14 protein-coding genes are annotated in these 13,037 nt (G+C 44.8%); 5 read left to right on the top strand and 9 right to left on the bottom strand.

Features of this window, described 5'->3' with window-relative positions; genetic code table 11:
* Positions 1-73 precede the first annotated feature (73 nt).
* The 4 genes from ACPK8D_RS00620 to ACPK8D_RS00605 all read right to left on the bottom strand — a co-directional run bounded on the left by ACPK8D_RS00620 (position 74) and on the right by ACPK8D_RS00605 (position 1,418).
* The gene (locus tag ACPK8D_RS00620) at positions 74-382 is read right to left on the bottom strand and encodes a nucleotidyltransferase family protein (protein ID WP_424715910.1); all 309 of its coding nucleotides are present in this window, start codon (positions 380-382) and stop codon (positions 74-76) included.
* Between the two features lie 173 nt (positions 383-555).
* A complete protein-coding gene (locus ACPK8D_RS00615; protein WP_424715909.1) occupies positions 556-810 on the bottom strand; it encodes a type II toxin-antitoxin system MqsA family antitoxin in 255 nt (84 codons plus the stop codon).
* A 140-nt stretch (positions 811-950) separates the two neighbouring features.
* A complete protein-coding gene (locus ACPK8D_RS00610) occupies positions 951-1,049 on the bottom strand; it encodes a type II toxin-antitoxin system RelE family toxin (protein ID WP_424715908.1) in 99 nt (32 codons plus the stop codon).
* A 177-nt stretch (positions 1,050-1,226) separates the two neighbouring features.
* Positions 1,227-1,418, bottom strand: coding sequence for a DUF7557 family protein (locus ACPK8D_RS00605; RefSeq protein ID WP_424715907.1), 192 nt, complete (start codon positions 1,416-1,418; stop codon positions 1,227-1,229).
* Between the two features lie 326 nt (positions 1,419-1,744).
* On the opposite strand from ACPK8D_RS00605, the gene ACPK8D_RS00600 reads away from it, so the two are divergent.
* The 3 genes from ACPK8D_RS00600 (at position 1,745) to ACPK8D_RS00590 (ending at position 5,427) form a co-directional block, all read left to right on the top strand.
* Positions 1,745-1,888, top strand: coding sequence for a hypothetical protein (locus ACPK8D_RS00600; protein ID WP_424715906.1), 144 nt, complete (start codon positions 1,745-1,747; stop codon positions 1,886-1,888).
* An 898-nt stretch (positions 1,889-2,786) separates the two neighbouring features.
* Positions 2,787-4,295 carry a serine--tRNA ligase gene (locus ACPK8D_RS00595; protein ID WP_424715905.1) on the top strand — a complete coding sequence of 503 codons (1,509 nt, stop codon included), beginning with the start codon at positions 2,787-2,789 and terminating at the stop codon, positions 4,293-4,295.
* A gap of 526 nt (positions 4,296-4,821) precedes the next feature.
* Positions 4,822-5,427 carry a 30S ribosomal protein S3ae gene (locus ACPK8D_RS00590; protein ID WP_424715904.1) on the top strand — a complete coding sequence of 202 codons (606 nt, stop codon included), beginning with the start codon at positions 4,822-4,824 and terminating at the stop codon, positions 5,425-5,427.
* Positions 5,428-5,715: 288 nt separating this feature from the next.
* Here the strand turns inward: ACPK8D_RS00590 and ACPK8D_RS00585 are convergent, their stop codons facing one another.
* Genes ACPK8D_RS00585 through ACPK8D_RS00575 form a run of 3 tightly spaced genes read right to left on the bottom strand, consistent with a single transcriptional unit; the run spans position 5,716 to position 8,567 of the window.
* Positions 5,716-5,880 carry a hypothetical protein gene (locus tag ACPK8D_RS00585; RefSeq protein ID WP_424715903.1) on the bottom strand — a complete coding sequence of 55 codons (165 nt, stop codon included), beginning with the start codon at positions 5,878-5,880 and terminating at the stop codon, positions 5,716-5,718.
* A 34-nt stretch (positions 5,881-5,914) separates the two neighbouring features.
* Positions 5,915-6,061: a hypothetical protein gene (locus ACPK8D_RS00580; RefSeq protein WP_424715902.1), complete on the bottom strand. Its 147-nt coding sequence runs from the start codon at positions 6,059-6,061 to the stop codon at positions 5,915-5,917.
* A gap of 16 nt (positions 6,062-6,077) precedes the next feature.
* A complete protein-coding gene (locus tag ACPK8D_RS00575; RefSeq protein WP_424715901.1) occupies positions 6,078-8,567 on the bottom strand; it encodes a DNA topoisomerase in 2,490 nt (829 codons plus the stop codon).
* Between the two features lie 660 nt (positions 8,568-9,227).
* Here ACPK8D_RS00575 and thiC point away from each other — a divergent pair.
* Complete coding sequence (gene thiC / locus ACPK8D_RS00570) at positions 9,228-10,514, top strand: phosphomethylpyrimidine synthase ThiC (RefSeq protein ID WP_424715900.1); 1,287 nt, start codon at positions 9,228-9,230, stop codon at positions 10,512-10,514.
* A gap of 116 nt (positions 10,515-10,630) precedes the next feature.
* On the opposite strand, the gene ACPK8D_RS00565 is transcribed toward thiC, so the two are convergent.
* On the bottom strand, positions 10,631-11,545 hold the full coding sequence (locus ACPK8D_RS00565; RefSeq protein ID WP_424715899.1) for a DUF2156 domain-containing protein: 915 nt from the start codon (positions 11,543-11,545) through the stop codon (positions 10,631-10,633).
* A gap of 155 nt (positions 11,546-11,700) precedes the next feature.
* Here ACPK8D_RS00565 and ACPK8D_RS00560 point away from each other — a divergent pair, with 155 nt between their 5' ends.
* Complete coding sequence (locus ACPK8D_RS00560; protein WP_424715898.1) at positions 11,701-12,240, top strand: N-acetyltransferase family protein; 540 nt, start codon at positions 11,701-11,703, stop codon at positions 12,238-12,240.
* A gap of 107 nt (positions 12,241-12,347) precedes the next feature.
* On the opposite strand, the gene ACPK8D_RS00555 is transcribed toward ACPK8D_RS00560, so the two are convergent.
* Positions 12,348-12,755: a DUF3303 domain-containing protein gene (locus ACPK8D_RS00555; RefSeq protein ID WP_424715897.1), complete on the bottom strand. Its 408-nt coding sequence runs from the start codon at positions 12,753-12,755 to the stop codon at positions 12,348-12,350.
* Positions 12,756-13,037: the final 282 nt, after the last annotated feature.

The raw sequence follows: 13,037 nt of genomic DNA, 5'->3' as shown, positions 1-13,037 counted from the left end.
GCTTCAACATCATTAATGGCATCAAGAATATCCTGCAAAAATTCAGTGAAATCTCTCTGATCTCTCTTGTAAGTCATAAAGATAGCACTTCGTTAAGAACGCGTTTTCCAACGTTCGGCTTGAGCCCTGTTCTGGTCACCAGATCTACTTTTACTCCCAGCAGGTCACTGAGGTAATACTCAAGCTCGATATATTTCAGAAGACCAGGTGTTTCATCAAATTCTACCAGAACATCAAAGTCGCTGTCACTCGTTTGTTCCCCATGGATATATGAACCGAAAACTCCGAGATAGCTGACGCTGTACTTTTCTCTGATCTCCGGCAGGTGTTGCCTGAGGATTCTTATGAAATAGTCAGCGTCCTTAAGTTGTTGGGAAGGCATTTTTATCTTCTTCTGTTTGATTCTTTCTAAATAAAATAACTAATTTATCATAATGATATCAGCTTCATGTCTATCTGGTTTTTCTGCTGTTCAGCTTTTTGTGCAAAATATGCGTTCAAACTAAAAAGAGTAATAGCTACATGAAAATATTGAAAGAGAAACTCGGGTGAAAATCATGCAACAATTTCATCAAAACTTAATTCTCCGGCAGCTAAAGGATGCAAGAGCAATTTTGACTCATGGAACTTTTTCATAACTACATCGATCTTTCTTGAAACTTCTGGGGTGTAATATGCTTCTCCACAGTTTTCACAGACATAGGCGGAAACGTCTTTAATGGCTATAATCTGCTTTCCAACTTTTACTACGAACTCGGTTTTGCCTTCGACGAGTTTACCTTTACAGAAACTGCACCTGTCAGGTTTCATTTTGATCTCTCCTAAGTACGTAGTCTATCCATTGATTGTTTTTCTCTCCAGTTATAAAGGAACTTACATAAAAGGAAGTGGATAAAAGTGAAGTATACTCACCCCAGGAAGAGAAAAACTCCTTATCAACATGGAAACTGTTAAAGCCAAGCGTATCCTTTTTCTCTGGAGATTATTTCAAGAACAAAAATAGTGTTGTTTTCAACTGCATAGACAACTCTGTAACCGCCAACCCGCAACCGATATAGATCCTCTCTTTTTTTGTTCCTTAATCTTTTTTATTCCGGAACGGGAGTGGCTTTTAAAGGGATTTGCTTGCAGATTTTTTATTCCGGTTTTTATTCTTTCTTTCGTGTCCTCATCCATGTCTAGCAGGAATTTTACTGCATCAGGATGCAGCCTGACTTCAAAATTCATCAGATTTCGTCCAGGGATACGAATTTATCTTTTTCTTCCAGTTTTTTGTACTGGCGTTCCATGAAAGTCTCATAGTCAACTTCATCCATCAGTCGCCTGAGAATATCAGTGTAGGTTTCTCCTTTTTTCCCGTACTGTTTTAGTCTGTCTCTCACGTCTTTAGTTACCGGGATTGTTGTCGCTTCGCTCATAACGTCCTATATGGACTCAATATTATAAGTAGTTATAAGTTCTCATTAAATGCTTATATGCCAATGAGCCAAAAATTCCTATTACTTCAACTTTGAATTTTTCTTTTATTTCATCCTTTCTTTCCAGAATAGAAGCCGGATCAGGTTAACATCCATATATTCTTTTTTGATCCATAATCTTCATCCTGTATTCTGGTCACAGTATGTGTGTTCCTATTCAGGTCTGAATGTTCTTTCAGACTATAAGGATAATTGAGTAAAAAAGCAAAAACAGATAGCCTATAAATAGCCAGGCCGCGTCCTGAAAGCAGGAGGGAAAAGCAGAAATGCCAAAAGACGAAAAAGGTCGGGAGATCCCTAGCCGGTTTTTAATGGAGGAAGAGGGCCTGATCTTTAAAGACGCGGCCCCCTTGACCGACGAGGACCTGGCCGAACTTGCAAAAATGAGAAAAATGTTGGGCATTGATTGATTGATTGATTGATTGATTGATTGATTGATTGATTGATTGATTGATTGATTGATTGATCCCGGAACAAGGAGCGCGAAAAACGTGAAACTATGGACCGAAACTCCTATAAAACGACATCCAGCAAGTATTACGATCGAAACTGCCAGCCCATAATGTTTTTTAAATGGATGGTGCTGTTCAATAACCCGAAATACGCTATTATCAGGCAGGACCGGCTGTAGGATGACAGTTTTTATTTTTCAGTATGGCTAGGCCACTACACAGCCAACGCCCCTTTCAGATTATAAAATATTTCTCAATGTATAATATATAACCATATATAGCCTGCTACATTGAATCTTTTACTTCTCTCCGCTTCTATTCTCTTTCGGAAAGGCCGGTCACTGCGTGACCGCGAACGTAGCCAGGGTTCTATTATGTAGCTAATTCTTTTCCGGCGCAAAGTTAAAATTTTCAGGTTCAGAATTCTGGAACACGGGCTCTTTTAAGATGATCTGGTCAATAGCTGACACCAATAATTGACACTAATGGCCCACACAGGAAACTATATATCTTATAAATATCTACTACAATAATATAATTTAAGAGAATTAAATCATATATTATGTAACTCGGTATTTTTTCCAGGTGCTAAATATTTAAATAGCTAGTCAGGTTTTTATGTAGATAGTACGAATATAAGCGGGTTACAGATACCTATATCTAATTCTATGTCTGAATTATAGGTGTTTACTCTCAAATTATAATTTATATGTTTAAAAACTCGATATTCTTCATCTGAGTTACAAACATTCACTATAGAATAGCATTTATATCAGAAACAGGATTTTAGGCTCTGTTTACATCCTTATCTCAATTCATATTACACTATTCAACATAATCAAAAGAGGCTTAAACTTTGGAATTACAGTTCAATCTCAAGGCTTATTTTAAAACAAGTGCAGACCCCACTCCTGCAAAGGATGTTATAGCTGCGCTTTTCGAAGAGGCAAACAATACCCTTCTCACCCGAGGGGCGCCTGAAGGGCAGGGAGCAAAAATTACAAAATGGAAGCTCGGGGAGGACAGGATCGAGCTTGCGCTTGAATCCGGCAGGTATGTCAGGGTGCATGACGCGGTCCTCAGGCTGAGGAAACAGTTAGCTGAGGCGCTCGGAAAGAAGTATAAAATCGGGATTCGCGGAATCGAGGTTGAGTCCTTTGTCATTAAGGTGCCGACTGAGCACGAGCTCAGGATGCTGAAAGTGCCCTACATAAAAGGTATGGAAAACATCGAAGGCGGAATCGTGCTCGAGCTTGAAGTCGGGGAAGCTGAGATGAAGAACCGGGTGCCGGACAGGATTCTCACGCTCCTTGAAGAGAAGATCGAGGCTTCGCAGTACGGGGCAAAGGCTGAGCACTGGAATCTGCTCTGGCAGAGAGAGCCGATGAAGCACCCTTTCAAGGAAGATCCTACCCAGGCCATGATGAAAGAAGGCTGGCTCAAACGAGGAGCAAGCCGCGGGCAATGGATCCACGGGCCTCAGTCCACAAGAATTTTCCGCACTTTCGAAAAGATTGTTTTTGACGAACTTCTGGAGCCGCTCGGGTACAGGGAAATGATCTTCCCGAAGCTGGTCACCTGGGAAGTCTGGATGAAGTCCGGGCATGCCAAGGGCGTATACCCTGAGATATATTATGTATGCCCTCCGCAGACAAGGGATCCCGAATACTGGGAAGAGGTTGCCGACTATTACAAGGTCACCCATGAAGTTCCCACAAAACTCATCAAGGAAAAAATCGGAGAGCCGATCGGAGGCATGGCCTATGCCCAGTGCCCGCCTTTCTGGATGTACGTAACAGGGGAAACTCTTCCGAACGAGGAGATTCCTGTAAAAGTCTTTGACAGGTCAGGAACCTCCCACAGGTATGAGAGCGGCGGAATCCACGGGATCGAAAGGGTCGATGAGTTCCACAGAGTAGAAATCGTCTGGATCGGGACAAAGGAAGAGGTAATAAAGTGCGCAGAAGAACTGCATGAGCGCTATATGCACATCTTCAACGACATCCTGGACATCGAATGGAGAAAAGCAAGAGTCACACCCTGGTTCATGGCACAGGAAGGGCTGCTCGGGCTTGCCGAAGAAAACACTGTCGGCACAACCGACTATGAAGCCTGCCTGCCTTATCGCGGGCCGGACGGGGAATGGCTTGAGTTCCAGAATGTGAGCATCAACGGAGACAAGTATCCCAAAGGCTTCAATGTGAAACTCCAGTCCGGAGAAGAACTCTGGTCAGGTTGTTCCGGAGTAGGGCTTGAGAGGTGGGCTGCGGTTTTCCTTGCACAGAAAGGGCTTGACCCTGCAAACTGGCCTGAAGAATTCAGGAAAAAGGTAGGCGAAATGCCGAAAGGCATCCGCTTCCTTTAAACTCTTTTCTTTTAACTTCTTTCTTTCAACTTTTTTCTTTCAACTTTTCCTTTTAACTTTCTTACTTATCCTTTTTAGCCAATAGGCAGAAAGCGTTTCTGACCGATTTGTTTATATACTGAAATGATATGTATAGTGAGCCATTAACTAGTTAGATGCCGCTAATTTCTGAGAACTTCTGGCCCTTTTCCGGATCATATTTTTGGTTATCAGGAGCTTGTAGCTGCCGGAAGATAGGGGACGGGTCAAGATTCGGAAGCCTACTGAAGCTCGGAAATTTCATCTTAAAAGGGAAACGCTAGTGCTGAAAGCACCACAAACTGCGCCGGGCAGCGCAAATTCTGTGTAAACGCGCTGAAGGTCATTCATGCTCATTGATTAAAGAGAAGCTCACCCTGAGCATCCGGAAGAAGAAACTGAAAGGCTTGAGGGCCGCAGGATAAACCCGCAGCATACAAAAACTGCATAAATAATATAAAAAATAAAAACAGACTAATAAAAATGAATATTATTTCGGAGGAATTACTTGGCAAGAAAGAAAGTACAGAGAAAGCTTGACGGATGGAAATCCAAGGAATGGTATAATATTGAAGCCCCTGTTTACTTAAACAGGAGTATTGTCGGTACGACTATGGCAGGAGAACCTTCCCTGCTCTTAGGGCGCAATATTGAAACCACTGTTGGGGAACTTACCAACGACATGACCAAGAATAACACGAAGGTCATCCTCAGGATCAGCAATGTCGTCGGAGATGTCGCAACCACCGATCTCATGGGCCACGAACTCACAACCGACTATATCCGCTCAATTGTGAAGAGGCAGACCTCAAGGATCGATGCCAATATCGATGTTAAAACCAAAGACGGCTATGTCATCCGTGTAAAGCCCACCTGCTTCACCATCAAAAGGGCACGCTCAAGCCAGATCAAAGCCATCAGGGAAATGATGGTCGAGATTGTCAAAAGGCGCGCATCAGAATCCGATTTCGAGACCTTTATGCAGGAAGCAATCCTTGGCAGGCTCTCAGCAGCCATTTACAGGCAGGCCAAATTCATTTACCCGCTCCGCAGAGTCGAAATCAGGAAAACCCAGGTCGAAACCGTGCCTGCACCTGCACCCGCACCAGCATAATTTCGTTCCGGTTTATACCAAGAGGCAGGGGAAAATCCGAAAGGATTTTCTTATCTTCTTTCTTAATCTCTTTTCTAATTCCTTTAGTGTAGGATTTTTAATCTCTTTTCTTAATCTCTTTTCTTAATCTCTTTTCTAATTCCTTTAGTGTAGGATTTTTAATATCTTCTATTGTTCTAATTTCTTAGTCTTTTTTGACCCCAAACTCTACAACCAGACAATAGCAGAAGACCACTTTAAGCTCTCTAATTGTGGAATGAATTGTGGAAAATAAGGAAACCTGAATCTTTATAAATTAGCCCTCTTGAGCGCAACCGTTGGGCCGCAACCGTTGCGCCGGTTGATCACGCCGGATAGGGTTTTGGGATTATAAGCGATCTCAACCACAAGCGGTGCTAGGGGTCTTTCGATCAAACCTTTTTTTAAAAGGTTTGCGTTGCGCCGGTTTATCACGCCGTTGCTAGGAGTTTTTCGATCAAGCCTTTTTTTAAAAGGCTTGCGTTGCGCCGCTTGACCACGTAGTCACGTCGTTTTCGATCAAACCTTTTTTTAAAAGGTTTGCGATCAAGCATTTTCTGAAAAGGTTTGCAATCAAACCCTTTTTGAAAAGGTTTGCGGAATTCGGGAGCCGCATTCTGCCAACTCTGCCTTTACTTACTCTTTTTCAAGCTTGCAGCCGATACTTTTGGAGTTCTCCCTCTTACGGGGCTTGCTGCCGAACCTGCCGGTAAACTTGCTGCTGAACTTGCTGCCGGGCTTACCGAAGCCTTTTCCTTCTTTATCCTGGTTTCAGTTCCTGTACCTGGCTTTCTCCAGTACTGTCTGCCTTCCTTGCAGCGCCGGTTTACACAGAAATCCTCTTCAGGGCTTTCATTACCCTCTTCTTTTAATCTGAACAGCTTCCAGCCGCAGCTTTCACAGGTCCGGTCAAGGAGGGTTAATTTCCCGGTTTTGGGGACTGAGTGGGTGTATCCGCAGCGTCTCGTACATCCCAGGAATCGGGAGTCTTTAAAAGTGATCAGGAACATGCTTCCGTCACACTCCGGACAGGGCCCGACTGTTTCGGGGGGGTAACATTCCTTTTCAAGGTCGCAGGTAAAGCAGGGACCTATGCCTACAGACCAGTTATACTTATTTCCCACTTTCAGGACAGCTGCCCCTTCCTTCTTACATTCCTTGCTCCTGAGTACTGTTAAAGCCCCGGTTTTTGGCAGGGGATGCGAGTTTCGGCAGTCAGGATAGCCTGTGCAGCCCACAAAACGGCCCGAATCCGTCTGCACGATCCTGAGCACGTGCCCGCAGGCCTTACAGGTTCCTATGTAGTTTTTCTTATCTTCAAGGGCAGCTTCGTCCTTGATCGTGCCTGCTATTCTTGAAGTTAACTCCTTTTTGTTTGCTTCAAGCTGGGCGTACATCTCCCGGATCAGGGCTGTACCCTCATCAAGAGCGGCTTCAAACTCTTTTTTCCCATCTTCTACTTCCTGGATTAAGGCTTCGATCTTTGCCCTTATGTCCGGCCTGACAAGAATCGGGACGGTCAGAGAGAGCCCTTCCATAAGGGTAAAACCTGTATCCAGGATAGAAACCGTTTTTCCTTTTGTCTCAAAATATCCTCGCTTCTTATTTGTTTCAATGTGACTCGGAGCTGTTGCCTTTGTGCCGATTCCATTTTTGTCCATGAGGGTCAGAAGTTCGGCTTCGGTCAGTTTCTTTGGCGGGCTGGTCTTGGACTTTGTGTTGCTGAGCTTCTTTATACCCGGCTTCTGGCCTTCTGCCACAAACGGGAGAAGTTTATCCTTTTTGTTTTCGAAGGGATAAGCTTCAAGCCAGCCCGAGTCCTTCAGTACGGTCCCGGACGAGTCAAAGGGCTCTTCCTGCACAAGCAGGTGGAGGTGGGTTTTCTCGAAAACTGCTGCCGGCATTAGGTTTGCCAGGAAATGCCTTGCTATAAGGTCGTAGACCTCAGGGGCCTGAGGGATATTTACTGCAGAGCTTACTTCTCCTCTTGAAGCCGCCCTGATCGGGTGGATCGGAGGGTGGTCATGTGCATCCTTCTCCCCGTTTTTCGGCACAATAGGAGCTATGAGGATAGCTTCCGCAAAAGGTTTGTACTCCTTCTGGCGCGCAAAATCAAATACAAGGGACTTGAAATCAAAGTCATCGGCGTATTTGTTTGTCTCGGTCCTGGGGTAACTGGTAAATCCTGCAAGGTAAAGCTGTTCTGCGACCTCAAGGGCAAGTTCCGGGCTTATTCCAAGGAACTTGGAGGCCCGCTTCAGGAACTCGGTAGTGTTTAACGGATTCGGAGGGCTGGTTTTGGCTTCTTTTACGGTCTTTTTCGCAACCAGCCCTTCCTTTGCCCCTTTTAATCTCTTGAAGATCTCAGCGGCTTTTTCCTTCTCGTGAATATTTCCTGCCCTGTGGGTGCCCTCGAATTCTCCGCCATCTGCCGAGAAAATTGCAGTTATTTTCCAGAAGTCCTTTGCCTGAAAAGCCCGGATTGCTTTTTCCCTTTCGTATACAAACCCGCAGGTAGGCGTCTGGCAGGGGCCGATTGAAAGAATATCCTTTGTCCTTGCCTTCTCCCTGACCGAAAGCGTGACAAAGCGAGTAAAAGCAGCTCCCATTTTCAGGTCAAGGATCTGCCTTGCCTCGGCAGCCATTGCCATGTTATAGTCCGGGTCTACCAGGCTTTCAAAGGCTCTTCTGACCTCTTTTGGAGAGAGAGCCGAGAAACGTGCCCTTGTGACCGGTACACCTGTAACTTCCTCGGCGAGTGTTTTGGCCTCGAAGCCTATGTTTTCTCCTTCCCTGTCATAGTCGCAGGCAAGCACGATCCTGTTCGCTCGTTTTGCAAGGTTTTTTACGGCCGCTGCATAGTCGGCTCGCGTTACAAGCTTTTCGGGGTCTACTCCAAGGAGTACACCCGGGTTAACCTCACTCCATTTGTTATACTGCTCCGGGAAATCATAATTCATAATATGCCCGGACAGTCCCATTACCAGCCACTCTTCCCCTTTCCACTTAAACTCATATACCGGCAGCCCTTCCACTGAAATCTTCTCAACTTCCCCATCGCCCAGGATGCTGGCAATCTGGGCTGCTGCCTTATTCTTTTCTGCAAATGCGACAACTGTCATATAAAATACCCTGATTCTTTTCTTGGATAACTTTGAGATATAAAATAGTCAAATAAAGAAATTCGTAAAGAAGTGCGTAAGTAAATGCGTAATTGGATGCATAAGGAAATGTGTAAGGAAATAGTAATGAAATATATAGCAAGGTGTATAAGGAAATACACAGGAAAGATTTCCGTGCTTTCTTTTTCTCGTTTTGCTTGTGTTCGCCGGTTTAATTATACTGGTTCGGTTTAACTATATCGGTTCTCTGGTAAAAACCCTTCATCCGGTAAAAACCCTTTATCCGATAAAAACCCTTCATCCGGTAAAAACCCATTACTTTAAAAACAAGTTCTCCAGCTTTCTTTCAGTTTTCTCTGTATATATTGCGCTAGATAATATGTCTACATTATTTATATATTTGTCTGCTTATACATACTAAGCGACTTCCCAAACGTGAAAAGATATATATCAGTTCACTGTCTGTTCTACTCTGCAAGACAGGAATACTTGATTTATCTTTACACCCGATTATTCCGGCCGGACCGTAAGACTTGGGAATTAATTGCAGTTGAGATTATTCATATTAGATTCCTCATATTATTACTGATGTGTTTTATCAAATATTTTAATTAATATAGAACTATAGCTGCCTCATTCACCTCACAATCTGGAGTAACAATGACACTGATGGAAGATGCGAAGAGGGGAATCATCACCACCCCAATTGAAGCCGTGGCAAAAGCTGAAGGAATAGACCCCGAGACTGTCCGCTCCTGCGTTGCAAAAGGGCTGATAGCAATCCCCGTGAATAACAGGCGAGATACTCTTCCTATCGGCATTGGCAAATATATGAGCACAAAAATCAATGCCAATGTGGGAACCTCAAGGGACTGTATAGACCTTGATGCCGAAATCGAAAAAGCAAAGGCCGCAGAAGCTTTCGGCGCTCATGCCGTAATGGATCTTTCCACAGGCGGGAACCTGGACGAAATCCGCACCCTCATCCTGAAATCCGTTAAAATTCCAGTCGGGACGGTTCCGATCTACCAGGCTGCAGCTTCCAGGAAAATTGTTGTGGAGATGACATCGGATGACATGTTCAATGCCGTCCGGAAACATGCCGAACAGGGTGTGGACTTTGTGACCGTGCATGCCGGGGTTAACTTAAATTCCCTTGAGCGCCTGCGCCAGAGCGACAGGATAATGAATGTCGTGAGCCGCGGAGGTTCTTTTACTCTTGCCTGGATGCTGCACAACGGGGAAGACAATCCCTTCTATGCCGAATTCGATTACCTTCTTGAAATCGCAAAAGAGTATGATATGACCCTTAGCCTTGGAGACGGCATGCGTCCAGGCTGCATTGCCGATGCCTCCGACCGCCCGAAGTTCATGGAATTTATCACACTCGGTGAACTCGTGAAACGGGCACGGGCCGTTAATGTCCAGACCTTTGTGGAAGGCCCAGGCCACGTGCCTTTAAACGAGATCGAACTCAGTGTCAGGGGCATGAAAGAACTCTGCAACGACGCCCCTCTTTACCTTCTGGGCCCGCTTGTTACCGATATTGCTCCCGGCTTCGATCACATTACAGGCGCAATCGGAGGAGCTATTGCAGGCATGTACGGCACGGATTTTCTCTGCATGGTAACCCCCTCGGAACACCTTGCCCTTCCAACCCTTGAGGATATAAAAGAGGGACTGCTTGTGACAAAGGTCGCAGCCCACACTATCGACCTTTTAAAAGAAGGCCCGAGAGAACGCGCCTGGGAAAAGGACCTGGCCATGGCCTATGCCCGCAGGGATCTTGACTGGGAAAAGCAGTTCGAACTGGCAATCGACGGTGACAGAGCTCGCAAAATCCGGGATGCCCGAAGAACCGAAAGCGATACCTGCTCGATGTGTGGGGAGCTCTGTGCCTTGAAAATCGTAAAGGAAGCTTTTGAGGAAAAGAAGAAGGAAGAATGAAGGATTTTTAGATTTTTCCTCTTTTCAGCTTTTTTCCCTTTTCAATTCTTTTTTCTCAATTCTCTTTTCAATTCTCTAAATTCATTTTTCAATCTTCTATGCCGGTAGAGTAGAGATTAAATGGTAATTGAAAAACAGGTTTGGCGTTTGAGTGAATACACCTTGACCATATAATGCGGGTGATATCTAAGTTTTGCTTTTCGAAGCCCGCTGATGCCGAGATCGCTTTCCCGGTTGATGTACTCCACCTCGCTGGCAAGAACTGCTGCAGTTTCTGCATTGATCGCCTTGTAGATTCCTTTATATTCAGGCAGCCCTTTCTCGAAATGAATTAGCGCCGTATTAGCGTTGAGACGTTCAAAAAGAGAGATGGCTGCTACCTGTGAATCGACCCTTATCATAAGACCTCGCAGGGGCAATTCGGCGAAGTGTTCGATCGCGTAGAAGATCGCCTCTACTTCGTGGGCAAGGATGAAATTATCTTCACACCTTTTGCTCTCACACCATTTTACCAGGAACTCCATTATCTCTTCCCGGTTTTCGGGTGCTATCGGCTCGACCGTGTGCGGGTAATTTTTCCGGAACCTGTTAATCTGGCTGCGGATCTTGAGATATTTCTTTCCCTGAAGTTCGGCGAGGTCGAGAGCCCGGTACACATACTCAAAATGCTTCAGGTCCGGAACCAGCACAAGGTCAGGTTCGATTTCCCTTATCCATCGTGCAGTTTCGGGGTCGATGTGTATAAGGGGCTTATTCTCATCGCCCACGTCCAGCGCCAGCCGTATTACTTCCCTCATGAGCTCAGGATCACGGGGGCCTATAGGCGGGTGTAACCGGGTCACGCCTGAGGCAGTGCACGCAAGAATTACACTTCCGTTCACGTATGCGTACCTGTAATGCATAAAATGGTTCCAGCAGACCATGCTCGTGAAAGTATTGTCGCTGTGGGTTTGCGGGTAGAGCGCATAATGGCGCTCGAAAAAAGCCCGATCTGCGAGCGTGACCGGTTTGAAATCTTCCTGACCAAGCATTTTAAACAAGACTTTTTTTTGGCTTCAAATTTATTTTTACTGGCAATCCTCAAGCTAACAAAAACTAAATGCATTATAAATGAAATCAAGTAAATTCAGTTTCATCAACCTATTGAGATTATCTAAATCTATCGATTTGATACAGGAATCGTAAAATGTCCGAAAATAAAACCGAACCTGCACAAAATGAAATAAAACCTGCAAACAATGGGGTAAAACCCGATCTGAAAATCCGCACCGCAGAAAGGAAAGATATCCCCCTGATTCTTGAGTTCGTCAGAGGCATTGCCGGGTTCGAAAACCTTTCCCATCTGGTTACAGCCACGGAAGAAACCCTGGCTGAATCAATGTTCGGGAAAAGGCCCTATGCCGAAGTTTTCTTTGCCGAACTGGAAGGGGTGCCTGCCGGCTTTACGGTCTTTTTCCATAACTTCTCTACATTTGTGGGAAAACCGGGGCTCTACATCGAAGATATTTTCGTAAAACCCGAGTTCCGGGGAAAAGGGATAGGAAAAGCAATGTTTCTCCACTGCGTAAAGCTTGCAAAAGAGAGAAACTGCGGAAGAATGGAATGGGCTGTTCTCGACTGGAATCCTGCCAGGGAATTCTACGAATACTTTGGGGCAGGCCCTGTAGAAGGATGGCAAATCTACAGGATGGGCGCGGATAAGTTCGAGAGCGCCCTTGAAAAATAAAAAGGTTATTTCTCTACAGTTATTTCTTTAAGACCTGAACGTAATACTTTAAACTCGTATCTTTCTACAGTTGGGTTCAGGCAGGTTCAGGTAATATCTTATTGGCTTCAGGTGACATCTTCCTGCTGGACAAAAGAATGGCGTTCCAGACGTTCAATCCTTTTTTCCAGATTTTCGATTTCTTGCAGAATTTCTTTTTCTGCAGTTTCTCCGCCCTTTTCAGCTCCGAATCCTTTTCCGCCGGTTTTCTCGGCAAATTTCTGGGCAAGTTGCATAAATTTGTCAAGTTTCATGACCGGGAAGGTCTCGAACCTGCACAGCCCTATGAAAGGAAGCACTGACGCTGCATATGTTTTTTCGTCGTCAGATTCATAAATCACAAATGTGCGGTAGCCCGTAAGGTCAGTCCACTCGTCGATTACTTTTATGCCCTTCGGGTATTCGTAATTCGCATAGAATTCCGCAACTTTCCATGAGTCTTTCGGCTCCCAGGTAATAATATCCATCAGCAGCATTTCATTACACCCCCAAGTTAAAAATCGGTCCGAATCCTGTTATGTCGAATCTGAACTGGACTCAAACGCACATCTGCCAAACTTAAGTATTGTTTCTCCTCAAACGGGCATATACTTTTAGGAACGAATGTTCAGGAAAAAAGGTTCGGTAAAATGTTTTATTTTATGTAACTATTCAGGTAGCCTTGTTAGGGCTCCACAATTTTTCCTCGTTCCGAGGAAAAATTGGATATAAAATGAATTATTTTTTTCTTTTATGAAACGTGAAGAGATTCTTGCTCT

The sequence above is a fragment of the Methanosarcina sp. genome, assembly GCF_049706645.1.
Classification (GTDB): Archaea; Halobacteriota; Methanosarcinia; order Methanosarcinales; family Methanosarcinaceae; genus Methanosarcina.
Note: the sequence above shows the minus strand (reverse complement) of the source record. Positions and strands in the feature narration are given on the sequence as shown.